At 71.1% G+C, this 26502-nt stretch carries 26 protein-coding genes; 10 read left to right on the top strand and 16 right to left on the bottom strand.

The genetic code is table 11. From position 1 onward, the window contains the following. Window positions 1-461: 461 nt before the first annotated feature. The 3 genes from ACIP8Z_RS32240 to ACIP8Z_RS32250 all read right to left on the bottom strand — a co-directional run bounded on the left by ACIP8Z_RS32240 (window position 462) and on the right by ACIP8Z_RS32250 (window position 2640). Entirely contained in the window at window positions 462-701 is a 240-nt protein-coding gene (locus ACIP8Z_RS32240) for a chaplin (protein ID WP_319308141.1), read from the bottom strand. Between the two features lie 156 nt (window positions 702-857). After that, complete coding sequence (locus tag ACIP8Z_RS32245) at window positions 858-1502, bottom strand: response regulator transcription factor (protein ID WP_319308144.1); 645 nt, start codon at window positions 1500-1502, stop codon at window positions 858-860. Continuing rightward, window positions 1495-2640 (bottom strand): GAF domain-containing protein, encoded by a 1146-nt coding sequence (locus ACIP8Z_RS32250; protein WP_402089758.1) that lies wholly within the window; start codon window positions 2638-2640, stop codon window positions 1495-1497. The genes ACIP8Z_RS32245 and ACIP8Z_RS32250 overlap by 8 nt, the downstream gene beginning before the upstream one ends. A 428-nt stretch (window positions 2641-3068) precedes the next feature. Between ACIP8Z_RS32250 and ACIP8Z_RS32255 the strand changes: the two genes are divergently transcribed. Further along, window positions 3069-3851: a transglycosylase SLT domain-containing protein gene (locus ACIP8Z_RS32255; protein ID WP_402089760.1), complete on the top strand. Its 783-nt coding sequence runs from the start codon at window positions 3069-3071 to the stop codon at window positions 3849-3851. 87 nt (window positions 3852-3938) lie between these two features. Here ACIP8Z_RS32255 and ACIP8Z_RS32260 read toward each other — a convergent pair whose 3' ends face one another. Next, a complete protein-coding gene (locus ACIP8Z_RS32260; protein WP_402089762.1) occupies window positions 3939-6527 on the bottom strand; it encodes an FHA domain-containing protein in 2589 nt (862 codons plus the stop codon). 221 nt (window positions 6528-6748) lie between these two features. On the opposite strand from ACIP8Z_RS32260, the gene serB reads away from it, so the two are divergent. Then, window positions 6749-7966, top strand: a complete 1218-nt coding sequence (gene serB, locus ACIP8Z_RS32265) for a phosphoserine phosphatase SerB (protein ID WP_402089764.1) — start codon at window positions 6749-6751, stop codon at window positions 7964-7966. A 147-nt stretch (window positions 7967-8113) separates the two neighbouring features. On the opposite strand, the gene ACIP8Z_RS32270 is transcribed toward serB, so the two are convergent. The 4 genes from ACIP8Z_RS32270 to ACIP8Z_RS32285 form a co-directional block, all read right to left on the bottom strand. Further along, window positions 8114-8632: a histidine phosphatase family protein gene (locus ACIP8Z_RS32270; RefSeq protein ID WP_355964962.1), complete on the bottom strand. Its 519-nt coding sequence runs from the start codon at window positions 8630-8632 to the stop codon at window positions 8114-8116. Window positions 8633-8667: 35 nt separating this feature from the next. Beyond that, a complete protein-coding gene (locus ACIP8Z_RS32275) occupies window positions 8668-8871 on the bottom strand; it encodes a hypothetical protein (protein WP_402089766.1) in 204 nt (67 codons plus the stop codon). A gap of 156 nt (window positions 8872-9027) precedes the next feature. After that, window positions 9028-9144, bottom strand: a complete 117-nt coding sequence (locus ACIP8Z_RS32280; RefSeq protein WP_319308163.1) for an SGM_5486 family transporter-associated protein — start codon at window positions 9142-9144, stop codon at window positions 9028-9030. A 17-nt stretch (window positions 9145-9161) separates the two neighbouring features. Beyond that, window positions 9162-10463 (bottom strand): CynX/NimT family MFS transporter, encoded by a 1302-nt coding sequence (locus ACIP8Z_RS32285; protein WP_402089768.1) that lies wholly within the window; start codon window positions 10461-10463, stop codon window positions 9162-9164. Window positions 10464-10544: 81 nt separating this feature from the next. Between ACIP8Z_RS32285 and ACIP8Z_RS32290 the strand changes: the two genes are divergently transcribed. Then, window positions 10545-11258, top strand: a complete 714-nt coding sequence (locus ACIP8Z_RS32290) for a FadR/GntR family transcriptional regulator (RefSeq protein WP_402089770.1) — start codon at window positions 10545-10547, stop codon at window positions 11256-11258. Here ACIP8Z_RS32290 and ACIP8Z_RS32295 read toward each other — a convergent pair. The 3 genes from ACIP8Z_RS32295 to fabG all read right to left on the bottom strand — a co-directional run bounded on the left by ACIP8Z_RS32295 (window position 11203) and on the right by fabG (window position 13275). Then, on the bottom strand, window positions 11203-11613 hold the full coding sequence (locus ACIP8Z_RS32295; RefSeq protein ID WP_402089772.1) for a hypothetical protein: 411 nt from the start codon (window positions 11611-11613) through the stop codon (window positions 11203-11205). The two genes, ACIP8Z_RS32290 and ACIP8Z_RS32295, sit on opposite strands and share 56 nt — an antisense overlap. Window positions 11614-11776: 163 nt before the next feature. Then, a complete protein-coding gene (fabI, locus tag ACIP8Z_RS32300) occupies window positions 11777-12553 on the bottom strand; it encodes an enoyl-ACP reductase FabI (protein WP_209494099.1) in 777 nt (258 codons plus the stop codon). Between the two features lie 2 nt (window positions 12554-12555). Next, window positions 12556-13275, bottom strand: coding sequence for a 3-oxoacyl-[acyl-carrier-protein] reductase (fabG, locus tag ACIP8Z_RS32305; RefSeq protein WP_030322734.1), 720 nt, complete (start codon window positions 13273-13275; stop codon window positions 12556-12558). A 242-nt stretch (window positions 13276-13517) separates the two neighbouring features. Here fabG and ACIP8Z_RS32310 point away from each other — a divergent pair, with 242 nt between their 5' ends. Genes ACIP8Z_RS32310 through tyrS form a run of 3 tightly spaced genes read left to right on the top strand, consistent with a single transcriptional unit; the run spans window position 13518 to window position 17751 of the window. After that, window positions 13518-15041: a TldD/PmbA family protein gene (locus tag ACIP8Z_RS32310; protein WP_055599878.1), complete on the top strand. Its 1524-nt coding sequence runs from the start codon at window positions 13518-13520 to the stop codon at window positions 15039-15041. Beyond that, complete coding sequence (locus ACIP8Z_RS32315) at window positions 15038-16429, top strand: metallopeptidase TldD-related protein (RefSeq protein ID WP_402089775.1); 1392 nt, start codon at window positions 15038-15040, stop codon at window positions 16427-16429. The genes ACIP8Z_RS32310 and ACIP8Z_RS32315 overlap by 4 nt, the downstream gene beginning before the upstream one ends. Before the next feature lie 53 nt (window positions 16430-16482). After that, the gene (gene tyrS, locus ACIP8Z_RS32320; protein ID WP_402089777.1) at window positions 16483-17751 is read left to right on the top strand and encodes a tyrosine--tRNA ligase; all 1269 of its coding nucleotides are present in this window, start codon (window positions 16483-16485) and stop codon (window positions 17749-17751) included. An 81-nt stretch (window positions 17752-17832) separates the two neighbouring features. Here the strand turns inward: tyrS and ACIP8Z_RS32325 are convergent, their stop codons facing one another. Further along, window positions 17833-18108 carry a GlsB/YeaQ/YmgE family stress response membrane protein gene (locus ACIP8Z_RS32325; protein WP_402089779.1) on the bottom strand — a complete coding sequence of 92 codons (276 nt, stop codon included), beginning with the start codon at window positions 18106-18108 and terminating at the stop codon, window positions 17833-17835. Window positions 18109-18277: 169 nt separating this feature from the next. Between ACIP8Z_RS32325 and ACIP8Z_RS32330 the strand changes: the two genes are divergently transcribed. Further along, window positions 18278-18622, top strand: a complete 345-nt coding sequence (locus ACIP8Z_RS32330; protein WP_402089781.1) for a DUF3099 domain-containing protein — start codon at window positions 18278-18280, stop codon at window positions 18620-18622. A gap of 182 nt (window positions 18623-18804) precedes the next feature. Beyond that, the gene (locus ACIP8Z_RS32335; protein WP_055599883.1) at window positions 18805-19020 is read left to right on the top strand and encodes a hypothetical protein; all 216 of its coding nucleotides are present in this window, start codon (window positions 18805-18807) and stop codon (window positions 19018-19020) included. Between the two features lie 68 nt (window positions 19021-19088). On the opposite strand, the gene moaA is transcribed toward ACIP8Z_RS32335, so the two are convergent. From moaA to ACIP8Z_RS32350, 3 genes are all read right to left on the bottom strand, one after another. After that, entirely contained in the window at window positions 19089-20078 is a 990-nt protein-coding gene (gene moaA, locus ACIP8Z_RS32340) for a GTP 3',8-cyclase MoaA (protein ID WP_319308187.1), read from the bottom strand. Window positions 20079-20245: 167 nt separating this feature from the next. Then, window positions 20246-21886, bottom strand: a complete 1641-nt coding sequence (locus tag ACIP8Z_RS32345) for a cation acetate symporter (RefSeq protein WP_319308190.1) — start codon at window positions 21884-21886, stop codon at window positions 20246-20248. After that, entirely contained in the window at window positions 21883-22257 is a 375-nt protein-coding gene (locus tag ACIP8Z_RS32350; protein ID WP_402089783.1) for a DUF485 domain-containing protein, read from the bottom strand. The genes ACIP8Z_RS32345 and ACIP8Z_RS32350 overlap by 4 nt, the downstream gene beginning before the upstream one ends. A 273-nt stretch (window positions 22258-22530) precedes the next feature. On the opposite strand from ACIP8Z_RS32350, the gene ACIP8Z_RS32355 reads away from it, so the two are divergent. Both ACIP8Z_RS32355 and ACIP8Z_RS32360 read left to right on the top strand, forming a co-directional pair. After that, window positions 22531-24072: a S8 family peptidase gene (locus tag ACIP8Z_RS32355; RefSeq protein ID WP_402089785.1), complete on the top strand. Its 1542-nt coding sequence runs from the start codon at window positions 22531-22533 to the stop codon at window positions 24070-24072. Window positions 24073-24161: 89 nt separating this feature from the next. Then, window positions 24162-25463: a CoA transferase gene (locus tag ACIP8Z_RS32360; RefSeq protein ID WP_402089787.1), complete on the top strand. Its 1302-nt coding sequence runs from the start codon at window positions 24162-24164 to the stop codon at window positions 25461-25463. Here ACIP8Z_RS32360 and ACIP8Z_RS32365 read toward each other — a convergent pair. Beyond that, window positions 25453-26496, bottom strand: a complete 1044-nt coding sequence (locus ACIP8Z_RS32365) for a zinc-dependent alcohol dehydrogenase family protein (RefSeq protein ID WP_402089789.1) — start codon at window positions 26494-26496, stop codon at window positions 25453-25455. The two genes, ACIP8Z_RS32360 and ACIP8Z_RS32365, sit on opposite strands and share 11 nt — an antisense overlap. Between the last annotated feature and the right edge of the window lie 6 nt (window positions 26497-26502).

Below are 26502 nucleotides of genomic sequence, written 5' to 3' on the forward strand. Positions count from 1 at the left end.
GCGGGTGGCCAGACGGGCGCAGGTCGCCGCCTACAACGCGTACGTGGAGGAAAGGGAGCGGGACCGGGGCTTCTGACCCCCACGGACCCGCCACCCCCGGCCGGCGGACGGAGTCCGCCACAGCGGACCGAAGCCCGGAAGGCGCCCCGGCGCCGAGCGGCGCGAGGACCGCGTCGAGAGAGGGGCTGGCGGCGCGGGGGGAGGCGCTGCGGCCGGTGGAGCGGGTGGCCAGACGGGCGCAGGTCGCCGCCTACAACGCGTACGTGGAGGAAAGGGAGCGGGACCGGGGCTTCTGACCCCCACGGACCCGCCACCCCGGCCGGCGGACGGAGTCCGCCACAGCGGACCGAAGCCCGGAAGGCGCCCCGGCGCCGAGCGGCGCGAGGACCGCGTCGGTAGGGGGGAACGCGGAACCGGCCCCCGGGGGGATCGTCCCGGGGGCCGGTTGGTGTGTGCGGCGGTCAGCCGTTGAGGGCGTGGTTGCCGAAGGCCGGGTTGAGCAGGCCGATCACGTTGACCGTGTTGCCGGAGACGTTCACGGGGACGTGGACCGGGACCTGCACCAGGTTGCCGGACGCGACGCCCGGCGAGTGGAGGGCCTGCCCGTTGGCGTCCGCGTTCGCGGAGGCGACACCCGCACCGGCGGCGACGATGCCACCGGCGACCATGGTGAGGGCAGCGGCCTTCTTGAGGTTCTTCACTTGGTACATCCTCCTGGTCATCGCTGCGGCCGGTCAGCCGCAGCACGCCATGGAGAACGCGGCGCCCCCCGTCAGGTTGCGCCGAACGGGGGACATACACACGACGGTATGAAGGACAGAACGGTCGTGCGCCCGGCGCGCGGGGGGGGGCGCGCGTCAGTCGGTGAGGCCGTGCCGGACCGCCCAGAGGGCCGCCTGGGTGCGGTCCGCGAGGTCGAGCTTCATCAGGATGTTCGAGACGTGCGTCTTGACCGTCTTCTCGGAGAGGACGAGCGCGCGGGCGATCTCGCGGTTGGACCGGCCGTCCGCGATCAGGCCGAGGACCTCGCGCTCCCGCTCCGTGAGGGTCGAGCCGCGTCCCGTACCCCCGTGGGAGTCGTCCTGGCTGAGGAGCGCGCCCGCGACCTCGGGCTGGAGCAGGACGTGCCCGGCGTGTACGGAACGGATCGCGCCGGCCAGCGCGTCGGGGTCGATGTCCTTGTAGACGTATCCGGAGGCGCCGGCGCGGAGGGCGGGGACCACCGTCCGCTGCTCGGTGAAGCTGGTGACGACGAGGACCTTCGCCGGGTTGTCGAGCGCCCGGAGCCGCTTCAGCGCCTCGATGCCGTCCGTCCCCGGCATCTTCACGTCCATGAGGACCACGTCGGGGCGGAGCTCCTCGGCCCGGGCGACGCCCTCGGCGCCGTCCGAGGCCTCCCCCACCACCTCTATGTCGTCCTGCACCTCCAGAAAGGTGCGCAGGCCTCTGCGGACGACCTGGTGGTCGTCGACCAGCAGGACACGGATCTGCTTGTCAGCCACCGGGAACCTCCATCTCGATCGTGGTGCCCTCGCCGGGGGCCGAGGTCACGGTCAGCGATCCGCCGACGCCGCCCGCCCGGTCCCGCATGGAGACCAGGCCGAGGTGGCGCCCCGCGCTGCGGACCGTACGCGGGTCGAAGCCCTTGCCGTCGTCGGTGACGGTGAGCCGCGCGCCCTGGCCCGCGCGGGCGAGGCAGACGGTGACGAGCCCCGCCCCGGAGTGCCGCAGGGCGTTGTGCAGGGCCTCCTGGGCGACCCGGAGCACCGCTTCCTCCTGCGCGGCGGGCAGCGCGCGCGTGCCGGGGCTCTCGAAGGTGACCCGGGCGGTGTGGGCGCGGTCCAGGACCTGGATGTGGGTACGGAGGGTGTGGACGAGGCCGTCCTCGTCGAGGGCGGCGGGGCGGAGCTCGACGACGGCGGCGCGCAGCTCGTCGGCGGCCTCGGCGGCGAGCAGGGCGACCTGCTGGAGCTCTCCCTTGGCGCGGGCGGGGTCGCGGTCGACGAGCGCGGCGGCGGCCTGCGCGGTCAGCCGGAGCGAGAAGAGCTTCTGGCTGACGGCGTCGTGCAGCTCGTGGGCGAGGCGGGAGCGCTCCTCGGCGATGGTGAGCTCGCGGCTGCGCTCGTACAGACGGGCGTTGGTGAGGGCGATGGCCGCGTGCTGGGCCAGGATCGAGAGGAGTTCCTCGTCCTCGGCGGTGAAGCCGCAGCCGCCGGCCTCCCTCGGGCAGCGCTTGTTGGCGAGGAAGAGGGCGCCGAGGATCTCGTCGCCGTCCCTGACGGGGAGGCCGAGGAAATCGGACATCTCGGGGTGGGCGGCGGGCCAGCCCTCGAAGCGGGGGTCCTCGCGGACGTCGGCGAGCCGCTCGGGCTCGGCCTTGTGGAGCATCGCGGCGAGGATGCCGTGCTGCCGGGGCAGCGGGCCGATGGCCTTCCACTGTTCGTCGCTGACGCCGTCGACCACGAACTGGGCGAAGCCCCCGTGGTCGTCGGGGACGCCCAGGGCCGCGTACTCGGCGTCGAGCAGCTCGCGGGCGGAGGCGACGATCGTCTTGAGGACGTCGCGGACCTCCAGATGGCGGCTCATGGCCAGGAGGGCGGTGCTCACGGCGGCCAGGCCGGAGCTCGGTCGATGGCTCATGTGTTCACCGTACCGGCGGCCCGTGACGGTCCGTATCCGTCCGGAGACCGCGGAGGAGGGGGACCGGGGACCTAGGTCGTAGTGCCCGGAGGCCCCTGTCCTCCTTCAGGAGGAGGGGACTCACTGTGCGCATTGCTCACGCAACGGCTGGTGAGTTCGTTACGTGCCCGATGTGAGCCCGCGCATAGGACCCAGGTCACTTACGAAGCCCCCTAGTGGACTCCCGAAGGGCGGGTCAGGGTGGGGTGAGCCCGACATAAGGGTGCTTCTGTGGCCCGTGCACGGGCCCCTGATCCACTACCCGGGATCGTACGTCACACCTTTGCCACGGCATTTTGCGGGCGCTAAGAATTGCCCCCGTCGCCGCCGAGCTGGCGAGACACCGCCCCGGTGGAGCGACCCCCAGCGATTCGAAGAGGTAGTCCGTTATGTCTGCGAACACCCCTGGCCACATTCGTGGTCTGAAGAAGACCCACAAGGCCACGATCGCCGGCGTCGCCGCTCTGGGCGCCGCGGCGCTCACCCTCTCCCTCGTCCCCGGCAACGGCTCCACCGAGACCGAGCCCCAGGCGCTCTCCGGTACGCAGCAGGTCGCCTGGTCGTACAACGCGAACAGCCCGCAGGCGAAGGCCTTGGCCGCCAGCGTGAACGAGCAGCACACCACCATCGGCCTCAAGGCCAAGCAGGACGCCGCGGCGAAGGCCAAGGCCGACGCCAAGGCCAAGGCCGCCGCCGCGGCCAAGGCGAAGGCCGACGCGCAGGCCAAGGCCGCCGCGAAGGCGAAGGCGGACGCCAAGGCGAAGGCCGCGGCGAAGGCGAAGGCCGACGCGAAGAAGCGTGCCGCGGCGAAGGCGGCCGCGAGCCGTTCCGTCGCCCGTACCCCGGTCTTCGCGAACAACCTCGACGGCTGGATCCGCGAGGCGCTGTTCATCATGGACAAGCACGACATCCCGGGCAGCTACCACGGCCTGCACAAGAACATCATGCGCGAGTCCAGCGGCAACCCGCGGGCCATCAACAACTGGGACATCAACGCCATCAACGGCGTCCCGTCCAAGGGTCTGCTTCAGGTCATCTACCCGACCTTCAAGGCCTACCACGTGCCCGGCACCGCGTTCGACCAGTACGACCCGGTCGCCAACATCGTCGCCGCCGCCAACTACGCGGCCGACCGCTACGGCTCGATCGACAACGTCAACAGCGCGTACTGATCGCACTCGGTCCGCTGTCCGTACGCCGAAGGGCGGCACCCCCCGCACTGGGGGTGCCGCCCTTCGGCGTACGGGTCGTTCAGCCGGTCACTTGCGCATGACCTCGGGCTCGTGGCGGCGCAGCAGCCTCGCCACGGCGACGCAGCAGATGGCCGCCATGAACAGCTGGATGCCGAGGTTGAGGCTCCACTGGCCGACCGTGTGCTCCCACAGCGGGTCGGTGTTCGCGGGGTTCTTCTGGTCCCACGGCGGCATCAGGTGGGCCAGGTCCAGGGTGGCGCCCGCGCCGGCGATGCCCCAGCGGGAGGGCATGAGCCAGGCGAACTGCTCCAGGCCGGGCGAGTCGTACACCTGGAAGAGGATGCCGGTGAACACGACCTGGATGATCGCGAACATGACGAGCAGCGGCATGGTCTTCTCGGCGGTCTTCACCAGGGCCGAGATGACCAGGCCGACCATCATCGAGGTCAGGCCGAGACCGATGACCTGGATGCACAGCTCGGCTGCCGGCGGCATCAGCAGGCCCTCTTCGGGCAGCGCGCGGGTCGAGAAGCCGATGGCGCAGATGATCACGCCCTGGAGGGCCGTGATCACGCCGAGGACGATGACCTTGGACATCAGGTACGCGGAGCGGGACAGGCCGACGGCGCGCTCCCGCTCGTAGATGACCCGTTCCTTGATCAGCTCACGGACCGAGTTGGCGGCGCCGCTGAAGCACATGCCGACCGCGAGGATCAGCATGATCGTGCCGGCGTCGCCGTTGAACCGGGACGGGGGCGTGGGCTTCCCGAGGCCGAAGTCGGCGGGGATGACCACGGACACCGCGCCGAGGACGGCCGGCAGGATCACCATCAGGGCCATGAAGCCCACGTCGGAGGCGATGACGGAGACGTAGCGCCGGATCAGGGTCCACAGCTGGGAGCCCCAGCCCTGCGGCTTCGGCGGCCTGGACATCGCCTGCTGCGGCATCTGGACGGGCTGCGCGGCGACGGCGTCGATGTCCGCGGCGTACAGCTGGTAGTGCTGCGAGCCCTTCCAGCGGCCCGCCCAGTCGTAGTCGCGGTAGTTCTCGAAGGCGGAGAAGACGTCGGCCCAGGTGGAGTAGCCGAAGAAGTTCAGCGCCTCGTCCGGCGGGCCGAAGTACGCCACCGAGCCACCGGGGGCCATGACGAGCAGCTTGTCGCAGAGGCCCAGCTCGGCCACCGAGTGGGTGACGACGAGGACCGTGCGGCCGTCGTCGGCGAGGCCGCGGAGCAGCTGCATGACATCGCGGTCCATGCCCGGGTCGAGGCCGGAGGTCGGCTCGTCCAGGAAGATCAGCGACGGCTTGGTGAGGAGCTCCAGGGCGACCGACACGCGCTTGCGCTGACCACCGGAGAGGGAGGTGACCTTCTTCTCCTTGTGGATGTCGAGCTTGAGCTCGCGCAGCACCTCGCCGATGCGGGCCTCGCGCTCGGACTCGGCGGTGTCGCCGGGGAAGCGGAGCTTGGCGGCGTAGCGCAGCGCCTTCTGGACGGTCAGCTCCTTGTGCAGGATGTCGTCCTGCGGGACGAGACCGATGCGCTGGCGCAGCTCGGCGAACTGCTTGTAGAGGCTTCGGTTGTCGTAGAGGACGTCGCCCTCGTTGGCCGGGCGGTAACCGGTCAGCGCCTTGAGCAGCGTGGACTTTCCGGAGCCGGACGGGCCGATGACACCGATCAGCGACTTCTCCGGGACGCCGAAGGAGACGTCCTTGAGGATCTGCTTGCCGCCGTCGACCGTGACCGTGAGGTGGCGGGCCGAGAAGGAGACGGAGCCGGTGTCGACGAACTCCTCGAGCTGGCCGCCGACGAGCCGGAACGTCGAGTGGCCGACGCCGACGATGTCCTGGGGGCCGAGGAGGGCGGAGCCGCCCTTGGTGATCGGCTGGCCGTTGACGTACGTGCCGTTGTGCGAGCCGAGGTCGCGAATCTCGAAGCGACCGTCGGGCGTCGCGTGGAACTCGGCGTGGTGCCGCGAGACCTGGAGGTCGGAGACGACCAGTTCGTTCTCGAGGGCACGGCCGATGCGCATGACGTGGCCGAGGGCCAGCTGGTGGAACGTGGTGGGGCTGCGGTCGGCGTAGGCCGCCGACGCCCCCGCGGCTCCCGGCCCGCCGTGTCCCTGCTGGTGCGGGACCTGCTGCCGGGCGGCCTGCGGGTGCACGGGCGGCGGGCCCTGCTGCCAGTTCTGCTGCGGGACCTGCTGCTGACCCTGCTGCGGCGGGGCCTGGTGCGTGATCCACTCGGCCTGGGCGGCCTGCTCGGCGGCCTGATGGGCGGGGACCTGGTGGGCCGGTGCCTGGGCCGCGGCCCGCTGCTGGGCCGCCGGGGCCTGCTGGTGGGCCGGGGCACCGGCCGCGGCGAGATTCAACCGCGGGCCGTCGGTGGCGTTGCCGAGGTGGACGGCAGAGCCGGGGCCGATCTCCACCTGGTGGATCCGCTGCCCCTGCAGGAACGTGCCGTTGGTCGAGCCGTGGTCCTCGATGACCCAACTCCGGCCGCCCCAGCTGATGGTGGCGTGGCGCCACGAGACCCTGGCGTCGTCGATGACCAGGTCACCCTGCGGGTCGCGGCCCAGGGTGTACGACCTGGACGGATCGAGCGTCCAGGTCCTTCCGTTCAATTCCAGTACGAGTTCTGGCACTCCATGCCCCACTACTTGTCCCCCGATGTACCCCCGTCGCGGGGAGTCCAGGGATGCGAATCATCCTGGGGAACTATTTCAGGCCCGGTCCCTTCTCCGAAAGTCGGGCCGCGTGAAGACCCGGCGCAGGCTCTCCGGGGACGCCCCCGGGATCAAGGGCGCGCCCACTCGGGTGTCCGCTGGGCGGGACGGGGGGTCGGGTGGCACACGGTGCCCGATACGGTGGAAGCACCATGAGCGCATCGCAGACCTCAGACGTTCCCACCCTTCTCGTCAAGATCTTCGGGAAGGACCGTCCCGGGATCACCGCGGGACTCTTCGACACCCTCGCCGCCTACTCCGTCGACGTCGTGGACATCGAGCAGGTCGTCTCCCGCGGCCGCCTCGTCCTGTGCGCGCTCGTCACCGAGCCGACCGTCGCCTCGCAGGGCGAGCTCCGCGCGACCGTGCACAGCTGGGCCGAGTCGCTGAAGCTCCAGGCCGAGATCATCTCGGGTACGGGTGACAACCGTCCCCGGGGTGAGGGGCGCTCGCACGTCACCGTGCTGGGCAACCCGCTGACGGCGGAGCAGACGGCGGCCATAGCGGCCAGGATCGCGGAGGCCGGCGGCAATATCGACCGTGTCTTCCGGCTGGCGAAATACCCGGTCACGGCCGTCGAGTTCGCCGTCTCCGGCTGTGAGACCGCGCCGCTGCGGACCGCCCTCGCCACCCAGGCCCACAGCATCGGGGTCGATGTGGCCGTGGTCTCGGCCGGGCTGCACCGCCGGGCCCAGCGGCTCGTCGTCATGGACGTCGACTCGACCTTGATCCAGGACGAGGTGATCGAGCTCTTCGCGGCGCACGCCGGGTGCGAGGACAAGGTCGCCGAGGTGACGGCCGCGGCGATGCGCGGGGAGCTGGACTTCGAGCAGTCGCTGCACGCGCGCGTGGAGCTGCTCGCCGGGCTCGACGCCTCGGTGGTCGACAAGGTCCGTGCCGAGGTGCGGATGACGCCCGGGGCCCGGACCCTGATCCGTACGCTCAAGCGGCTCGGCTACCAGGTGGGTGTCGTCTCGGGCGGGTTCACGCAGGTCACCGACGATCTGAAGGAGCGGCTCGGGCTCGACTTCGCCTCGGCCAACACCCTGGAGATCGTCGACGGGAAGCTGACCGGGCGGGTGACCGGCGAGATCGTGGACCGGGCGGGCAAGGCGCGGCTGCTGCGCCGGTTCGCGGCGGAGGCGGGTGTGCCGCTGGCGCAGACCGTGGCGATCGGCGACGGGGCGAACGACCTGGACATGCTGAACGCTGCCGGTCTCGGCGTGGCGTTCAACGCGAAGCCGGTGGTGCGCGAGGCGGCGCACACGGCGGTGAACGTGCCGTTCCTGGACACCGTGCTGTATCTGCTGGGGATCACCCGCGAAGAGGTCGAGGCCGCGGACGGCGGCGAGGAGGACCTGCTGCACTGAGCGGCGGGTGAACCCGTACGAGGGAGGGCCCGGCCGTCGCGTGACGGCCGGGCCCATTTTTTCCGTACGGCTGCGGCTTCGGCTACGACGTAGGCACGCGGCTGAGGCGTGCGGATTCCGCCCAGGCGTACGGGTCGGGTGTGCCGGTCAGGCGTGCGGGGTCCAGAAGTCGACGAGGCGTCCGGCGCCGTGCTCCAGGGACTTCCACGAGCCGTTGAAGGTGAGGACGGCGAAGGCGGAGGTCGGGAAGCCGCTGCGGTTCATCCGGGGCAGCACGTCGCCCTCGGACTCGCCCGCGAGGGCGTCGGCGAGGGCGTGCATCCCGGGGTTGTGGCCGATGACCAGGAGGTCGGACACGTCTTCCGAGGTCTCGTTGAGCAGGGCGATGAGCTCGCCGAGCGAGGCCTCGTACAGCCGGTCCTCGTAGACGGTCTTGGGGCGCTCGGGGAGGGCCTGTACGGCCAGCTTCCAGGTCTCGCGGGTCCTGGTGGCGGTGGAGCAGAGGGCCAGGTCGAAGGCGATGCCGGTCTCGGCGAGCCGGCGGCCGGCGACGGGGGCGTCCGCGCGGCCTCGCTCGGCGAGGGGGCGCTCGTGGTCGGACTCCTGGTTCCAGTCCGCCTTCGCGTGTCGGAGCAGCACGATCCTGCGGGGTGTGTCGACGCTCATGGTCCTCAGCTTCGCACGAAACGGCGCGCGCCGACTCAGAGAGAGAGCGTTTGCTGGATCCGCTCCAGGAACCCTCCGACCCCCGGGGAGCCGACCGCCGCGTGGGCCTCACCGGGCCCGGTCATCAGCATCAGAAGGGCGACGAACGCGACCGCCGGGAGGGCGAGCGCCCACCAGGGCAGCCGGGTGTCGACGCCGGTCGCCCCGGGCCGGACGCGGGTGGACGTGTGGGCCGACATGACCGCCTCCGTGGGTGAGAACTCCGCTTTCCCTGTTGTCTCCAACCTAGGGATCGCGGGCCCCTCGGCCCATCCGGTGATCCACCCACTTCACCCTGAGTCCCGCCCCCTAGGGGATGCGGGGGTTGTCCCCACCACGGGTGCGGTGGGCGGGCGTCACGGGGAGGCGAACGAGGCGATGAGGCCGATGACCACCGTGATGCCGATCATCGCGCCGAAGACGATGAGCAGCTTCTTCTGGCCGTTCGGGGGATGGGGTTCGAGAACTGGCATGACGACAGTCTCCCATCTCAGGATTCGTCCTCGACCGTCCGGTCCCTGCCCGCCAGGGTTCCGACGATCATCTGCGGCACCATGAGCCCGCCCATCAGGACGATCGGCAGTCCCCAGCCGCCGCTGTGCTGGTAGAGCACGCCGACGAGGAGCGGGCCGGGGATGGAGATGAGGTAGCCGACGCTCTGGGCGAAGGCGGAGAGCCGGACGACTCCGGCGCCGGTGCGCGAGCGCATGCCGATCATCGTGAGGGCGAGCGGGAAGGAGCAGTTGGAGACGCCGAGGAGCAGTGCCCAGACCCAGGCGCCGGCGGCGGGGGCGAGGAAGAGGCCGGTGTAGCCGGCGAGGCCGCAGAGGCCGAGGGCGACGACGATCGGGCCCTGGTTCCTCATGCGGGTGGCGAGCCGGGGGATCACGAAGGCGAGCGGGACTCCCATGACCATGGTGACGGCGAGGAGCACGCCCGCGGTGGAGGCGGGGACGCCGGCGTCGCGGAAGATCTGCGGCATCCAGCCCATGGTGATGTAGGCGCCGGTGGCCTGGAGGCCGAAGTAGCAGCCGAGGGCCCAGGCGGTGCGGCTGCGGGTGATGCGCGGGGCGGTCTCCGTCGCGGCGGCGGTGGCCCGGGTCTCCCGGGTGGCGCGGTCCCGGTCGCGGACGAGCGGGATCCAGGGCAGGACGGCGAGTGCGGCGATGGCCGCCCAGACGCCGAGGCCGATGCGCCAGTCGCCGCCGAGGGCGGCGGTCATGGGGACGGTCGCGGCCGCGGCCATGGAGGTGCCGAGGGCGAGGGCCATGGAGTACAGGCCGGTCATGCTGCCGATGCGGTCGGGGAAGTACCGCTTGACGATGACCGGCATCAGGACGTTGCTGACGGCGATGCCCATGAGGGCGAGGGCGCTGGCGGCGAGGAAGCCGACGGTGCCGCCGGCGAAGGGGCGCAGGATCAGGCCGGTGAAGATCGCGGCCATGCCCGCGCAGACGACGGCGGCGGGGCCGAAGCGGCGGGCGAGGCGCGGGGCCGTGATGCCGAAGACCGCGAAGCAGAGCGGGGGGACGGAGGTGAGGACGCCGGCGACGGTGCCGCTCATGTGGAGGTCCGCGCTGACCTCTTCGAGGAGGGCGCCGAGGCTGGTGATGGCGGGGCGCAGGTTCAGCGCGGCCAGGACGAGTCCGACGGTGACGAGGCCGAGGGTCCAGCGCCCCCGTGCGGGAGAATCGCCGGCGACGGCGGCTCCGGGCGGGGTCGTGGTGGCCGCCGGAACGGTGGTCGTGGCCGGTCGTGCGGTGGGGTCGAGAGTCTTCGGCTCGTCAGGCATGAGGCCATCATAGAATCATGGGATGATTGGTTGTCCAATCTCGAACGACTTGGGCGACACGAACGAATGGGAAGGTGCTCCATGGCCCTCGGCCACCCCCGGCGCGCAGGCCTCTCCGATCAGGTGATCGCCGAGCTGCGGAACCAGATCACCTCCGGCGAGTGGCCGGTGGGTTCACGCATCCCGACCGAACCCGAGCTGGTCGAGCAGCTGGGCGTGGCCCGCAACACCGTGCGCGAGGCGGTCCGGGCGCTCGCGCACAACGGGCTCCTCGACATCCGCCAGGGCTCCGGGACGTACGTCATCGCCACCAGCGAGCTGGCGGGCGTCATGCACCGCCGCTTCGCCGGCTCCGACCCCCGGCACGTCGCCGAGCTGCGCTCGACCCTGGAGTCCGCGGCGGCGCGGCTCGCGGCCGCGCGGCGCACCGAGCGGGATCTGAAGCAGCTCGACACCCTGCTCGTACGACGGGAGGAGGCGTGGGAGTCCGGGGACGCGGAGCGGTTCGTGACCGCCGACGCGACCTTCCACCACGCGGTCGTCGCCGCCTCGGGCAACGAGGTGCTCACCGAGCTCTACGCGGACCTGGGCGATCTGCTGCGGGAGTGGCTGCGCGACGACGTCGGGCAGGAGTTGCGGCCGGAGAACCGGATGGATCACGCACGCATGGTGGACGCGATCCGGGAGGGCGACGCCGAGCGGGCCGGCGCGGAGGCGGCCGGCTACCCCTACATGTGCCTCAGGAGCCCCGTACCGGAGTCGGATCGGGAGCCTGGTCCGCCGGCTGGTGAGTGATCCAGGCGGACCGGACCTCCTTCCAGCAACGGCCGGTGATCGTGCCGTAGTCGGCCGGGCCGACCTCCACGGGGGCGCTGTCGGAGTCGATGTCCCACCAGCGCTCGCACTCGACGTGGAGCCGGATCCGGTCGGTGCGGGGGTACGGGTTCTGACAGTGCGCGGTGACGGTCGAGCCCTGGACGACGGTGCGGCAGGAGGCGCCGAAGTTCTCCGGCTCCTCGGTCGCCGGGGCGGTGACGGGGAGTTCCTCGGCCGGGGCGGGCGCGGCCCGCACCTCGGCGGCGACGGCGATCCCGGTGAGCAGTACGGCGACGGAGACGAAGGCGCCGAACCCGTGACGTATCGCGCGCATGCCCGTACCTCCTCCCCGTCAGCAGCAGAAGCATCACGCTCTGCCCCAGTCTGGGGTGGTTCGCGCGACTTTTCGAGTCGGGCAGGAGTTGCGGAACGGCGAGGGCCGTGTGTCCGCCCCCTCCGGGGCGGGCACACGGCCCTGACGCTCTGACGAGCAGCGGTTACGCGCCGATGGCGTGCAGGCCGCCGTCCACGTGGATGATCTCGCCCGTGGTCTTCGGGAACCAGTCCGAGAGCAGCGCGACGACGCCGCGGCCGGCCGGCTCCGGGTCCGAGAGCTCCCACTCCAGCGGGGAACGGCTGTCCCAGACGGCCGCCAGCTCGCCGAAGCCGGGGATCGACTTCGCGGCCATCGAACCGATCGGGCCCGCCGAGATCAGGTTGCAACGGATGTTCTGCTTGCCCAGGTCACGCGCCATGTAGCGGCTGGTGGCCTCCAGGGCGGCCTTGGCCGGGCCCATCCAGTCGTACTGCGGCCAGGCGAACTTCGCGTCGAAGGTGAGGCCGACGACCGAGCCGCCCTCGCTCATCAGCGGCAGCAGCGCCATCGTCAGCGACTTCAGGGAGAAGGCGGAGACGTGCATGGCGGTGGCCACGGACTCGAACGGGGTGTTGAGGAAGTTGCCGCCGAGCGCGTCCTGCGGCGCGAAGCCGATGGAGTGCACGATGCCGTCGAGGCGGTCGCCCAGGTGCTCACGGACCTGACCCTCCAGCCGGGCCAGGTGCTCGTCGTTCGAGACGTCGAGCTCCAGGACCTTCACCTTGTCGGGGTGGGGCAGCTTCTTGGCGATGCGCTCGGTCAGCGTCGGCCGCGGCCAGGCGGTGAGGATGATCTCCGCGCCCTGCTCCTGGGCCAGCTTGGCGGTGTGGAAGGCGATGGAGGACTCCATCAGCACACCGGTGATGAGGATGCGCTTGCCCTCGAGAATTCCGCTCATGGTCAGTGACCCATGCCCAATCCGCCGTCAACCGGGATGACGGCTCCAGTGATGTACGAGGCGTCGTCGGAGGCGAGGAACTTCACCGCGGCGGCGATCTCCTCCGGCTGGGCGTAGCGGCCCAGCGGCACCTGGGACACGATGCCCGCGCGCTGCTCGTCGGTGAGCACGGCGGTCATGTCGGTGTCGACGAAACCAGGGGCGACGACATTGAAGGTGATGTTGCGGGAGCCCAGCTCACGCGCGAGGGAACGGGCGAAGCCCACCAGGCCGGCCTTGGAGGCGGCGTAGTTCGCCTGGCCCGCGGAGCCCAGCAGCCCGACGACCGAGGAGATCAGGACGACGCGGCCCTTCTTCGCGCGCAGCATGCCGCGGTTGGAGCGCTTGACGACCCGGAAGGTGCCGGTGAGGTTGGTGTCGACGACGGAGGTGAAGTCCTCCTCGGACATGCGCATGAGGAGCTGGTCCTTCGTCACGCCGGCGTTGGCCACGAGGACCTCCACCGGACCGTGCTTCTCCTCGATCTCCTTGTACGCCTGCTCCACCTGCTCGCCGTCGGTGATGTCGCACTTGACGGCCAGGCAGCCGAGCTCGGTGAGGGCCGCCGGCGGCTCACCGGAGCGGTACGTGATCGCGACCTTGTCGCCGGACTCGGCGAACGCGCGGGCGATGGCGAGGCCGATGCCCCGGTTTCCTCCGGTGACGAGAACCGAGCGGCTCAACGGATCACCCTTTCGATAGCGGTCTGGTAGCCGAAAACCTATCGGTATCGCCCCCGACATGAGGAATCGACCTCCGACAGTGGCGCCCGGGTGTCGCTGTCGGGTCCCTACAGCTCAGGTGGCCGGGCGTCGGTAATGCGCCGACTCCGCGGGCCGTCCCGTGATTGACTTCCGTGGCAGATCAACGACAGCTCCACCCCTGCTCGACCCCAGCCTTCCGATCACCGAGAGCGAGGCCGCTCGTGGTCCACCAGATCGACCCTTCGTTCGTCGCGCTGCCCCTGCGGGCGCTCGCCGACGCGGCGCTCGCCCGAGCGCGCGCGCTCGGTGCCGAGCACGCGGACTTCCGCCTGGAGCGGGTGCGCAGCGCCTCGTGGCGGCTGCGCGACGCCAAACCGTCCGGTTCCTCGGACACCACGGACCTCGGCTACGCGGTGCGCGTGGTGCACGGCGGGGCCTGGGGCTTCGCGTCCGGGGTCGACCTGACCATGGACGGGGCCGCGAAGGTCGCCTCGCAGGCGGTCGCCATGGCGAAGCTGTCCGCCAAGGTGATCGCGGCGGCCGGCTCCGACGAGCGCGTCGAGCTCGCGGCGGAGCCGGTGCACGAGGAGCGCACCTGGGTCTCCTCGTACGAGATCGACCCCTTCTCCATCCCCGGCGAGGAGAAGAGCGCGCTGCTCGCCGACTGGAGCTCCCGGCTGCTGCGGGCGGAGGGCGTGGCGCATGTGGACGCCTCGCTGCTCACCGTCCACGAGAACAAGTTCTACGCGGACACGGCCGGCACCGTGACCACCCAGCAGCGGGTCCGGCTGCACCCGCAGCTCACGGCGGTCGCCGTCGACGAGACCACCGGTGAGTTCGACTCGATGCGGACCATCGCGCCGCCGGTCGGGCGGGGCTGGGAGTACCTGACGGGCACCGGCTGGGACTGGGACAAGGAGCTGGACGAGATTCCGGCGCTGCTCGCCGAGAAGATGAGGGCGCCGAGCGTCGAGGCGGGCCGGTACGACCTGGTCGTCGACCCGTCGAACCTCTGGCTGACGATCCACGAGTCGATCGGGCACGCCACCGAGCTGGACCGGGCGCTCGGCTACGAGGCGGCGTACGCGGGCACCTCGTTCGCGACCTTCGACCAGCTGGGCAAGCTGGCGTACGGCTCCTCGATCATGAACGTGACGGGTGACAGGACGGCCGAGCACGGTCTCGCGACCGTCGGCTTCGACGACGAGGGCGTCGAGGCGCAGAGCTGGGACCTGGTGAAGGACGGCACGCTCGTCGGCTACCAGCTGGACCGGCGGATCGCGAAGCTCACCGGCCTCGGCCGGTCGAACGGCTGTGCCTTCGCCGACTCCCCCGCGCACGTGCCGGTGCAGCGGATGGCGAACGTCTCGCTCCAGCCGGACCCGGGCGGTCTGTCCACGGAGGATCTGATCGGGGGTGTGGAGCGCGGCATCTACGTGGTCGGCGACCGGTCCTGGTCGATCGACATGCAGCGCTACAACTTCCAGTTCACCGGGCAGCGCTTCTTCCGCATCGAGAACGGGCGGCTCGCCGGGCAGCTGCGGGACGTGGCCTACCAGGCGACGACCACCGACTTCTGGGGCTCGATGGAGCAGGTCGGAGGGCCGCAGACGTACGTCCTCGGCGGCGCCTTCAACTGCGGCAAGGCCCAGCCGGGCCAGGTCGCCGCAGTCTCCCACGGCTGCCCCTCCGCCCTCTTCCGGGGCGTCAACATTCTGAACACGACGCAGGAGGCCGGGCGATGAGCCGCGTCAGCAAGCCGTACGAGATCGTCGAGCGGGCGCTTGAGCTGTCCCGTGCCGACGGGTGTGTCGTCATCGCCGACGAGGAGTCCTCGGCCAATCTGCGGTGGGCGGGCAACGCGCTCACCACCAACGGCGTCACCCGCGGCCGTACGCTCACCGTGATCGCGACCGTGGACGGCGCGCAGGGCACCGCGTCCGGTGTCGTGTCCCGGTCCGCCGTGACCGTCGACGACCTGGAGCCCCTGGTGCGGGCCGCCGAGGCCGCCGCGCGTGCCGCAGGGCCCGCCGAGGACGCCCAGCCGCTGGTGACGGACGTGTCCGCGTCGCCCGACTTCACGGACGCGCCCTCGGAGACCTCCTCCGCCGTGTTCGCCGACTTCGCGCCGGCGCTCGGCGAGGCCTTCGCCCGCGCCCGGGCCGGCGGCCGTGAGCTCTACGGCTTCGCCAACCACGAGCTGACCTCCAGCTACCTGGGGACGTCCACCGGCCTGCGGCTCCGGCACGACCAGCCCAACGGCACCCTGGAGCTGAACGCCAAGTCCCCCGACCGCTCGCGCTCCGCCTGGGCCGGCCGCTCGACGCGGGACTTCAAGGACGTCGACCCGGCGGCGCTCGACGCCGAGCTCGCGACCCGGCTCGGCTGGGCGGAGCGCCGGATCGAGCTGCCCGCCGGGCGGTACGAGACGCTGCTGCCGCCGACGGCCGTGGCCGACCTGCTGATCTACCAGCTGTGGTCCTCCACGGCCCGGGACGCGGTCGAAGGCCGTACGGTCTTCTCCAAGCCCGGTGGCGGCACCCGGCTCGGCGAGACCCTGTCCCCGCTGCCGCTGACCCTGCGCAGCGACCCGAACGAGCCGGGCCTGGAGTCCGCGCCGTTCGTCATCGCGCACTCCTCCGGCGACGACTCCTCCGTCTTCGACAACGGTCTGCCGATCGCGCCGACGGACTGGGTGCGCGACGGGAAGCTGGAGCGTCTGATCACCACCCGGCACACGGCGGAGCTCACCCGCCTGCCGGTGGCTCCCGGGGCGGGGAACCTGATCCTGGACGGCGGTGGCGAGCGCTCCCTGGAGGAGATGGTCGCCTCGACGGAGCGCGGTCTGCTCCTCACCTGCCTCTGGTACATCCGTGAGGTCGACCCGGCGACGCTGCTGCTCACCGGACTGACCCGGGACGGCGTCTACCTCGTCGAGAACGGCGAGGTGGTCGGCGAGGTGAACAACTTCCGGTTCAACGAGTCGCCGGTGGACCTGCTGTCTCGGGCCTCCGAGGCGGGCCGGACGGAGAAGACGCTGCCGCGCGAGTGGAGCGACTGGTTCACCCGGGCCGCGATGCCCGCCCTGCGGATCCCCGACTTCAACATGAGCTCGGTCAGCAAGGGGGTCTGACCCACCTAGACTGAGACGACCATTCCCACCTGCATCACAAGGAGACGGACGACGTGACCGACATCGTCGATGAGCTGAAGTGGCGTGGGCTCTTCGCCCAGTCCACCGATGAGGACGCACTGCGCAAGGCTCTCGCGGACGGTCCCGTCACCTTCTATTGCGGTTTCGACCCGACCGCGGCCAGTCTCCACGTCGGCCACCTGGTCCAGGTCCTCACCGTCCGCCGGCTCCAGCAGGCCGGGCACCGGCCGCTGGCGCTGGTCGGCGGGGCCACCGGGCAGATCGGCGACCCGCGGCCGACGGCCGAGCGCACCCTGAACGACCCCGAGACGGTCGCGAACTGGGTGAACCGGCTGCGGACGCAGATCGAGCCGTTCCTCTCCTTCGAGGGGGAGAACGCCGCGGTCATGGTGAACAACCTGGACTGGACCGCCGGCATGTCGGCGATCGAGTTCCTGCGGGACATCGGCAAGCACTTCCGGGTCAACAAGATGCTGACCAAGGACTCCGTCGCCCGGCGCCTGGAGTCCGAGCAGGGCATCAGCTACACCGAGTTCAGCTACCAGCTGCTGCAGGCCATGGACTTCCTGGAGCTGTACCGCCGCTACGGCTGCGTGCTCCAGCAGGGCGGCTCGGACCAGTGGGGCAACCTGGTGGCCGGCCTCGACCTGATCCACCGCCTGGAGCCGGGTGTCGAGGCGCACGCGCTCGCGACCCCGCTGATGGTCAAGGCGGACGGCACCAAGTTCGGCAAGACCGAGAGCGGCGCCGTCTGGCTCGACCCGGAGATGACCACGCCGTACGCGTTCTACCAGTTCTGGCTGAACGTGGACGACCGCGACATCTCGACGTACATGCGGATCCTGTCCTTCAAGTCCCGCGAGGAGCTGGAGGAGCTGGAGGCGCAGACCGCCGAGCGGCCGCAGGCCCGCGCCGCGCAGCGCGCGCTGGCCGAGGAGCTGACCGCTCTGGTGCACGGCGCCGACCAGTGCGCGGCCGTCATCGACGCCTCCAAGGCGCTGTTCGGCCAGGGCGACCTGGCGGAGCTGGACGAGGCGACGCTGGCCGCCGCCCTGTCCGAGCTGCCGCACGCGCGGGTGACGGAGCTCGGCCAGGTCGTCGACCTGTTCACCGAGGTCGGTCTCGCCCCGAGCAAGTCGGGGGCGCGCCGCACGGTGAAGGAGGGCGGGGCGTACGTGAACAACGTGAAGGTCACCGCCGAGGACGCCGAGGTGTCCGCGGACGAACTGCTGCACGGCCGCTGGCTGGTGCTGCGGCGCGGCAAGAAGAACCTGGCGGCGATCGAGTTCGCCGGCTCGTGAATCCGTAGCACCGCGTGAACATGCCGGGGGGCCCGGTACGGCACCTGACGTGCCGTACCGGGCCTCCCGTCTCCCGTGGTGCTAGGCCCGCTGTCTGTTGCCCTTGATCGAGGCCCAGAGCATGTCGCCCACCCCGACCACGGCGATGGCGCCGATCAGCTGGAGCAGGTGGCGGGTCCAGTCGATGCCCTTGGTGTCGTTGACACCGATCCAGGTCGCGACGGCGTTGCCGAGCACGCTGCCGAGAATGCCGAACACGGTCGTCAGCCAGAGCGGGATCTGCTGCTTCCCGGGCAGGATCGCCTTCGCGATCAGACCCAGGACGAATCCCACGATGATCGCCCACAACCAACTCATCGTCGCCTCCTTGTACGCATGTGCGCCCAGTCTCGGCCCATCCGCCATACGACGCATGTCGGACAGCGCCATACGTGCCCCGGTCTCGTCGGCGCGTGAGCGCGGGCGTACGGTGGACAGAGGTCCGGACCTGGGAGAGTCCGGCGCGACCGGTGGGTGGTGGACGGCGATGCCGAAGCGTGACGGGAGCGAGGTCTTCCGGATCACGGGAGCCCGGCAGGGGCTCGCGGACGACGTCCGGGGACGGCAGCGGCGCTACATCATCTCGATGACGGTCAGGACCCTGTCGGTGATCGCGGCCGCGGTGCTGTGGAACGTCGAGCGGCACGTGGCGATCGTGGCGCTCGCCCTGGGCATCCTGCTCCCCTATGTCGCGGTGGTCATCGCGAACGCGGGACGGGAGACGGCTCCGTCCCTTCCCTCCACCTTCGTCCCGGCTCCGGCGCGTCCCGCGCTCGGTGCCGGGGAGGCCTCCGGGGACGGGGACACGGAGCGACCGTACGGCCGGAACTGATCACGCACAGTGGCCGGAAAGCTCAAGAAATGCTCAGATCAATCGTGAAGTTCCTGTGCACCGCACCCCATGTGCCGTGACATACTGCCTACGCGCTCCGCATCCCCCGTCGGAGCGACGGACCGATGCCGGGCAGCTCCCCCCGTGGCTGCTCGGCATCGCCCTTGCTGGACAATGATCAGGTGAGCGAAGAGAAGCCGATCTGTTCCGCCAAGGGCTGCCGCGCCGACGCCGTCTGGGTGCTCGCGTGGAACAACCCCAAGCTGCACACGCCCGAGCGTCGCAAGACCTGGCTCGCGTGCGAGGAGCACCGGGAGCATTTGTCCCAGTTCCTGGGTGTACGGGGTTTCCTCAAGGACGTCGTGCCGCTGGCCGACTGGGAGTCCTCCGAGGCCTGATCCGGCGGAGGGCGCATCCGGAAGACAGGCCCGGGCCAGACAGGCCCCGGGCCCGGGGTCTTCCTCGCTCAGCCGCCGATCGCCGACATCGGGCGGTCGGGCTGGAGGAACTCCGGGTCGTCGAGACCGGAGCCGGCCTTCTTGCCCCACATCGCCTTCCGCCAGAGCTCCGCGACCTCCGCGTCGGAGGCGTCCGAGCGGAGCGTGGCCCGCAGGTCGGTCTCCTCGGTGGCGAACAGACAGGTGCGCACCTGGCCGTCGGCGGTGAGCCGGGTCCGGTCGCAGGCCCGGCAGAACGGGCGGGTGACGGAGGCGATGACGCCGACCGTGTGCGGTCCGCCGTCCACGGTCCAGCGCTCCGCGGGGGCCGAGCCCCGCTCGTCGGCGCCTTCCGGCGTCAGGGTGAAGCGGGTGCGCAGGGACTCCAGGATGTCCCCGGCGGTGATCATGCCGTCGCGCTTCCAGCCGTGCTGGGCGTCCAGCGGCATCTGCTCGATGAAGCGGAGCTCATAACCCTCCTCGACGGCCCAGGCGAGCAGGTCGGGGGCCTCGTCGGCGTTGAGCCCGGGCATCAGGACGGCGTTGACCTTGACAGGGGTGAGGCCGGCGTCGCGGGCGGCGGCCATGCCGTCGAGGACGTCCTGGTGCCGGTCGCGCCGGGTGAGGGTCTTGAAGACCTCGGGGCGCAGGGTGTCCAGGGAGACGTTGACCCGGTCGAGACCGGCGGCCTTCAGGGCGGCGGCCGTGCGCTTCAGCCCGATGCCGTTGGTGGTGAGGGACATCCGGGGGCGCGGCTCCAGGGCCGCGCAGCGCTCGACGATGCCGACGAGACCGGGACGGAGCAGCGGCTCGCCGCCGGTGAAGCGGACCTCGGTGACGCCGAGGTCGGTGACGGCGATGCGGATCAGCCGGACGATCTCGTCGTCGGTGAGCAGATCCGGCTTCGCGAGCCACTGGAGGCCCTCTTCCGGCATGCAGTACGTGCAGCGGAGATTGCAGCGGTCGGTGAGCGAGACGCGCAGGTCGGTGGCCACCCGGCCATAGGTGTCGATGAGCACTGTGGGCCCCCTCCCCCGTCGTTGTGGTTGCGTGTGGTTCGAGCCTACGTGAGCACGCGCCCCACGAGCAGGGCAGATTGTCACGAGGACCGACTCGGCCGCGTCGTAGAACTCTACGACGCGGCCGTCCTGAGGTCGCGGACCGTATACGGTCGACTGCGCTCCGGTCAGTGCTTGACCGCGGCGGCCACCCCGACACCGGTGAGGGACTTGACCTCCAGCTCCGCGTACTTGCCGGCGTCCGGCTCCTCCTTGGAGAGGAGCGAGCCGAGCCAGCCGAGGAGGAAGCCCAGCGGGATCGAGACGAGGCCGGGGTTCTCCAGCGGGAACCAGTGGAAGTCCACGCCCTTGAACATCGAGGCCGGGCCGCCGGAGACGACCGGGGAGAAGAGGACGAGGACGACGGAGGAGATCAGTCCGCCGTAGATCGACCAGAGCGCGCCCTGGGTGGTGAACCTCTTCCAGAACAGCGAGTAGAGGATCGTCGGCAGGTTGGCGGAGGCGGCGACCGCGAAGGCGAGGGCGACCAGGCCGGCGACGTTGAGGTCGCGGGCGAGGGCGCCGAGCGCGATCGAGACGATGCCGATGAGGACGGTGGACCAGCGGGCGGCCCGCATCTCCTCCTTCTCGGTGGCCTTGCCGCGCTTGATCACGTTCGCGTAGATGTCGTGCGCGAAGGACGAGGACGAGGCCAGGGTCAGACCGGCGACCACGGCGAGGATGGTGGCGAAGGCGACGGCGGAGATGACGGCGAGGAGGATCGCGCCGCCGGTGGAGCCGGCGCCGCCGCCGACCTCCAGGGCGGTGAGCGGGGCCGCCGTGTTGCCGGCCTTGTTGGAGGCCTTGATGGTGTCGCCGCTGAGCAGGGCGGCGGCGCCGAAGCCGAGGACGATCGTCATCAGGTAGAACCCGCCGATGATGCCGATGGCCCAGTTGACCGACTTACGGGCGGCCTTGGCGGTCGGCACCGTGTAGAAGCGGATCAGGATGTGCGGCAGGCCGGCGGTGCCGAGGACGAGGGCGATGCCGAGGGAGAGGAAGTCCAGCTTCGAGAGGGCGCTGACGCCGTACTTGAGGCCGGGCTCCAGGAAGGCGTCGCCCTTGCCGCTGTTGGTGGCGGCGGCGCCGAGCAGCTGCGAGAGGTTGAAGTCGAACTTCAGCAGGATGAGGAAGGTGATGAGGAGGGTGCCCGCGATGAGCAGGACGGCCTTCACCATCTGCACCCAGGTGGTGCCCTTCATGCCGCCGATCGTCACGTAGACGATCATCAGGACGCCGACGAGGGCGACGATCGCGATCTTGCCGCCGTCGCTGGTGATGCCGAGCAGCAGCGAGACGAGCACGCCCGCGCCCGCCATCTGCGCGAGCAGGTAGAAGATCGAGACGACGATGGTGGAGGTGCCGGCGGCGGTACGGACGGGCCGCTGGCGCATCCGGTAGGCGAGGACGTCGCCCATCGTGAACCGGCCGGAGTTGCGCAGCGGTTCGGCGACCAGGAGCAGCGCGACGAGCCAGGCGACCAGGAAGCCGATCGAGTACAGGAAGCCGTCGTAGCCGTAGAGGGCGATGGCGCCGCTGATGCCGAGGAAGGACGCGGCGGACATGTAGTCGCCGGAGATCGCGAGGCCGTTCTGGAAGCCGGTGAACTGGCCGCCGCCGGCGTAGAAGTCGGCGGCGCTGCGGGTCTGGCGGCCGGCCCAGACGGTGATGACCAGGGTCGCGATGACGAAGGCGCCGAAGAGGGCGATGATCAGTGGTCGGTGCTCGCTGGTGGCGTTGCCCGCCGCCAGCAGGACGGGGGTGCTCATGCGTCGCCCTCCATGCGCTTTCTGATGGCGTCGGACCGGGGGTCGAGCCGGTTCGCCGCGTGTCGTGAGTACAGCCAGGCGATGAGGAAGGTGGTGGCGAACTGGCCGAGGCCGAGGACGAGGGCCACGTTGATGTTGCCGAAGACCTTGGTCCCCATGAAGCCGCCCGCGTAGTTGGAGAGCAGCACGTACAGCAGGTACCAGGCGATGAAGGCCAGGGTGAGCGGGAAGGCGAAGGAGCGGTACGTACGGCGCAGTTCGCCGAACTCGGCGCCCTCCTGCACCTCGACGAACTGTTCCGTCGTGGGCGTGACGGGAGCGGATGCGGCCTCCGTCCCGTTTCTGGGCGGCGGCGGTGCTTCGGTAGCCACGGAATCTCCTCGTGACGCGGGGACGGACGGCATGGTCAAGGGGGCCTCACCAGGGGTGCGGGATCCGGGGCTCCGGGTGGAGCTCCTCCCCTGACCAACGGCACGGAGCGGACCGGGAAGTGGTTCACGCGAAGGATTTCTTCGGTCAGATCTTCATGAAGTCTTCTCAACTCATTGAAGGGCATGGAAGATCAGCGATAGCTTCACTCGTCATGCACCTGCCTGCGCGTAAACCCGCGCGCGGGCAGTACATACGGATGATGTGGAGAACCCATGGCTCATCTGGGATCGAGGCGCGGCCGAGCTCTCGCTCTGCCTGTTGGTCTCGCGCTCACGGCCTCGCTCGGCTTCCTTCCCTCCGGCGCTGCCTCCGCCGCGGAACTGAGCGACGCACCGGCGACTGCCACCGTGGCGACGAACGGGCCGAAGCTGTCGTACGTCGTGAACGTCGCGGGGGGTCACTGGACCGCCGCCAAGGTGAAGAAGGCGATCGTCGCCGCGGGCGGCGAGGTGGTCATCTCGTACGACCAGATAGGCGTCATAGTCGTCCACTCGCAGAACCCCGAGTTCGCGAAGACGATCCGCAAGGCCCGCGGTGTGGTGTCGGCCGGTTCGACCCGTACCGCCCCGCTCTCCGTGCAGACCGACAACTCCGTCGGTGGCGGCACGCAGGCGCTGACCGAGGCCGAGGCCAAGGCCGCCGCCGCCCGTGCGACGGACGAGCAGGACGCCCTTGAGCCCCTGCAGTGGGACCTCCCGGCGATCAAGGCCGACAAGGCCCACCAGAAGACGCTGGGCAGCAAGCGCGTGACCGTCGGTGTCATCGACACCGGTGTCGACGACACCCACCCGGACCTGGCGCCGAACTTCGACGCCAAGGCCTCGGCGAACTGTGTCTCCGGCAAGCCGGACACCACCGCCGGTTCGTGGCGTCCGAACCCGGGCGAGAGCGACCACGGCACCCACGTCGCCGGTACGATCGCCGCCGCCAAGAACGGCATCGGCATCACCGGTGTCGCGCCGGGCGTGAAGGTCTCCGGCATCAAGGTGTCCACCCCGGACGGCTTCTTCTACACGGAGGCCGTGGTCTGCGGCTTCGTGTGGGCGGCCGAGCACGGTGTCGACATCACGAACAACAGCTACTACACCGACCCGTGGATGTTCGCCTGCAAGAACGACGAGGACCAGAAGGCCCTCATCGAGGCGGTCACCCGCGCGACCCGCTACGCGGAGCGCAAGGGCACGGTCAACGTCGCGGCGGCCGGCAACTCCAAGTTCGACCTGGCGGCCGACTCGATCCTCGACAACAGCAGCCCGAACGACACCACCCCCGGCGACCGGGTCATCGACCCGAAGGAGTGCCTCGACTACCCGGCCATGCTGCCGGGTGTCGTCACGGTCTCCGCGACCGGCGCCAAGGACCTGAAGGCGTCGTACTCCAACTACGGTCTCGGTGTCATCGACATCGCCGCCCCCGGCGGTGACCGCACCCAGTACCAGCCGCCGCAGGCCCCGGCGGTCAACGGCCTCATCCTGTCGACCACGGTCAACGGTGGCTACAACTACAAGGGCGGCACGTCGATGGCCTCGCCGCACGCGGCGGGTGTCCTGGCGCTCCTGAAGTCGACGCACCCCTACGCGAGCCCGGCGGCGCTCAAGGCGCTGCTGTACGCGCAGGCCGACAAGCGCGCCTGCACCAACCCGTACGACATCGAGGGCGACGGCAAGATCGACGCCGTCTGCGAGGGTGGCAAGAACAAGAACGGCTTCTACGGAGCCGGTCTCGTCGACGCGCTGGACGCTGTCCGCCGCTAGTCGGTGAGTGAGTGAGCGAGGGCCCTGGTGCGGTGTGCCGCACCAGGGCCCTTCGCATGCCCATGGCACTGAGTGCCATAGTGCGGTCCATGGACAACACAGTGCGCACCGGTACGGAGTCGTTGTGGTCGGCCCTCGGCGGTGATCCCGCCCTGGTGGACCGGGTGGAGTACGGCGGGCCCGCGGGGCTGCTCGCCGCGCGGCTGCCCGTGATGGAACTGGCCCGCGCGGCGGTCGCCGTCGCCGGGCTCGCCGCCGTCGAGCGGGCCGGGCTCCCGGGGCCGGTCCGCGTGGACGACGGGGCCGTCGCCACCGCGTTCGTGAGCGAGCGTCATCTGCGGGTCGACGGGCGGGCCCCGGTGAGCTTCGCGCCGCTCTCCCGGTTCTGGCGGGCGGCCGACGGCTGGGTCCGTACGCACGCCAACTATCCGCACCACCGGGTGGCGTTGCTGACCGCGCTCGGTGTGCGGGAGGAGTCGGTGGAGGCCGTGGCGGCGGCGATCGGCGAGCGCGGGGCGGTCGAGGTCGAGACGGCGGTGTACGCGGCCGGGGGCCTGGCCGTCGCCCTGCGGACGCCCGAGGAGTGGGCGGCGCACGGGCAGGGCCGGGAGGTGGCGGCGCGGCCGTTGCTGACCCGGGAGCGGCTCGACGAGGCCCCGCCCAGGCGCCGCGGCGGCCCGCTGCGGGTCCTGGACCTGACCCGGGTGATCGCCGGGCCGGTCGCGACCCGGACGCTCGCGCTGCTCGGCGCCGACGTGCTGCGGATCGACCCGCCGGGCAACCCCGAACTGCCGGACCAGCACGCGGACACGGACGTCGGCAAGCGGACCGCCGCGCTCGATCTGGACCGGCCCTCGGACCGGCGTACCTTCGGGGAGCTCCTGGACGCGGCCGACGTCCTGGTCACCGGCTACCGGCCGGGCGCACTCGACCGCTTCGACCTGCACCGCCCGGGTCTGGTCACCGCGCGGCTCTCCGCCTGGGGCGACTACGGGCCCTGGGCCGGGCGGCGCGGCTTCGACAGCCTGGTCCAGGTGGCGAGCGGGATCGCGGTCACCGAGGGTTCGGCGGAGCAGCCGGGCGCGCTGCCGGCGCAGGCCCTGGACCACGGCAGCGGCTATCTGCTCGCGGCGGCGGTCCTGCGGTCGCTGACCGAGCAGGACCGGGACGGCGGCACGCGGCTCGTCCGGCTCGCCCTCGCCCAGACGGGGCACTGGCTGACGCACGCGCTGCCGCGGTACGAGCCCGAGCGGTACGTCACCGGGTCGGAGGGTCCGCTCGGGCGGCTGCGGCACGCGCTGTCGCCCGTCGCGTACGAGGGCGGCCCGACGGGCTGGTCACGCCCGCCGGGCCTGCAGGGTGGGGACGAGCCCGTCTGGACTACGGCTTGACGAGGACCTTGAGCGCGGTGCGCTCGTCCATCGCCTGGTATCCGCCGGGGACGCCGTCGAGGCCGACGGTCAGGTCGAAGACCGGCGACGGGTCGATGGTGCCGTCGAGGACGTCCGGGAGCAGCTCCGGGATGTACGCGCGGACGGGGGCGACGCCGCCGCGCAGCGCGATGTTGCGGTCGAACATGACGGACAGGTCGAGTCCGGTGCCGCTGCCGTGCGGGACGCCGACGTAGCCGATCGAGCCGCCGTCGCGGGCGATGGCGACGGCGGTCCGCATGGACTGCTCGGTGCCGACGGCCTCGATGACGGCGTGGGCGCCCTGGCCGCCGGTGAGCTCGCGGACGGCGGCCTCGGCGGCCTCGCCGCGCTCGGCGACGACGTCGGTGGCGCCGAAGCGGCGGGCGATGTCGGTGCGGGTGGTGTGCCGGCCGAGCGCGATGATCCGCTCGGCGCCGAGGCGCTTGGCGGCGAGGACTCCGCAGAGGCCGACGGCGCCGTCGCCGACGACGGCGACCGTGGAGCCCTTGCGGACGCCGGCGCCCAGGGCGGCGTGGTGGCCTGTGCCCAGGACGTCGGAGAGCGCGAGGAGCGCGGTCAGCAGGTGGTCGTCCGAGGCGGCGTCGGCGGGGAGCTTGACGAGGGTGCCGTCGGCGAAGGGGACGCGGACGGCCTCGCCCTGGCCGCCGTCGGAGCCGACCGAGCCCCAGAAGCCGCCGCTCGGGCAGGAGGTCTGGAGGCCCTCGGCACAGTAGTCGCAGGTGCCGTCGGACCAGACGAAGGGGGCGACGACGAGGTCTCCGGCGGTGAAGCCGGTGACCTCGGAGCCCGCCGCCTCGACGACGCCGAGGAACTCGTGGCCGATGCGCTGGCCGGGCTGCCGGGCGGACTCGCCGCGGTAGGCCCACAGGTCACTGCCGCAGACGCAGGCGCGCAGGACGCGGACGACGACGTCGGTGGGGTCCTGCACCACCGGGTCGGGCACGTCCTCCACGCGCATGTCGAACGGGGCGTGGATGGTGGTGGCGCGCATGAGGGG

This window comes from Streptomyces sp. NPDC088553 (assembly GCF_044752965.1).
Lineage (GTDB): Bacteria > Actinomycetota > Actinomycetes > Streptomycetales > Streptomycetaceae > Streptomyces.

Bases quoted from the DNA above. Each gene is read 5' to 3' on its own strand.
- ACIP8Z_RS32250 (WP_402089758.1), bottom strand. From the start codon at position 2,640: ATGAGCCATCGACCGAGCTCCGGCCTGGCCGCCGTGAGCACCGCCCTC.
- ACIP8Z_RS32255 (WP_402089760.1), top strand. From the start codon at position 3,069: ATGTCTGCGAACACCCCTGGCCACATTCGTGGTCTGAAGAAGACCCAC.
- serB (WP_402089764.1), top strand. From the start codon at position 6,749: ATGAGCGCATCGCAGACCTCAGACGTTCCCACCCTTCTCGTCAAGATC.
- ACIP8Z_RS32270 (WP_355964962.1), bottom strand. From the start codon at position 8,632: ATGAGCGTCGACACACCCCGCAGGATCGTGCTGCTCCGACACGCGAAG.
- ACIP8Z_RS32275 (WP_402089766.1), bottom strand. From the start codon at position 8,871: ATGTCGGCCCACACGTCCACCCGCGTCCGGCCCGGGGCGACCGGCGTC.
- ACIP8Z_RS32280 (WP_319308163.1), bottom strand. From the start codon at position 9,144: ATGCCAGTTCTCGAACCCCATCCCCCGAACGGCCAGAAGAAGCTGCTC.
- ACIP8Z_RS32285 (WP_402089768.1), bottom strand. From the start codon at position 10,463: ATGCCTGACGAGCCGAAGACTCTCGACCCCACCGCACGACCGGCCACG.
- ACIP8Z_RS32290 (WP_402089770.1), top strand. From the start codon at position 10,545: ATGGCCCTCGGCCACCCCCGGCGCGCAGGCCTCTCCGATCAGGTGATC.
- ACIP8Z_RS32295 (WP_402089772.1), bottom strand. From the start codon at position 11,613: ATGCGCGCGATACGTCACGGGTTCGGCGCCTTCGTCTCCGTCGCCGTA.
- fabI (WP_209494099.1), bottom strand. From the start codon at position 12,553: ATGAGCGGAATTCTCGAGGGCAAGCGCATCCTCATCACCGGTGTGCTG.
- ACIP8Z_RS32315 (WP_402089775.1), top strand. From the start codon at position 15,038: ATGAGCCGCGTCAGCAAGCCGTACGAGATCGTCGAGCGGGCGCTTGAG.
- ACIP8Z_RS32325 (WP_402089779.1), bottom strand. From the start codon at position 18,108: ATGAGTTGGTTGTGGGCGATCATCGTGGGATTCGTCCTGGGTCTGATC.
- ACIP8Z_RS32330 (WP_402089781.1), top strand. From the start codon at position 18,278: ATGCCGAAGCGTGACGGGAGCGAGGTCTTCCGGATCACGGGAGCCCGG.
- ACIP8Z_RS32345 (WP_319308190.1), bottom strand. From the start codon at position 21,886: ATGAGCACCCCCGTCCTGCTGGCGGCGGGCAACGCCACCAGCGAGCAC.
- ACIP8Z_RS32355 (WP_402089785.1), top strand. From the start codon at position 22,531: ATGGCTCATCTGGGATCGAGGCGCGGCCGAGCTCTCGCTCTGCCTGTT.
- ACIP8Z_RS32360 (WP_402089787.1), top strand. From the start codon at position 24,162: ATGGACAACACAGTGCGCACCGGTACGGAGTCGTTGTGGTCGGCCCTC.
- ACIP8Z_RS32365 (WP_402089789.1), bottom strand. From the start codon at position 26,496: ATGCGCGCCACCACCATCCACGCCCCGTTCGACATGCGCGTGGAGGAC.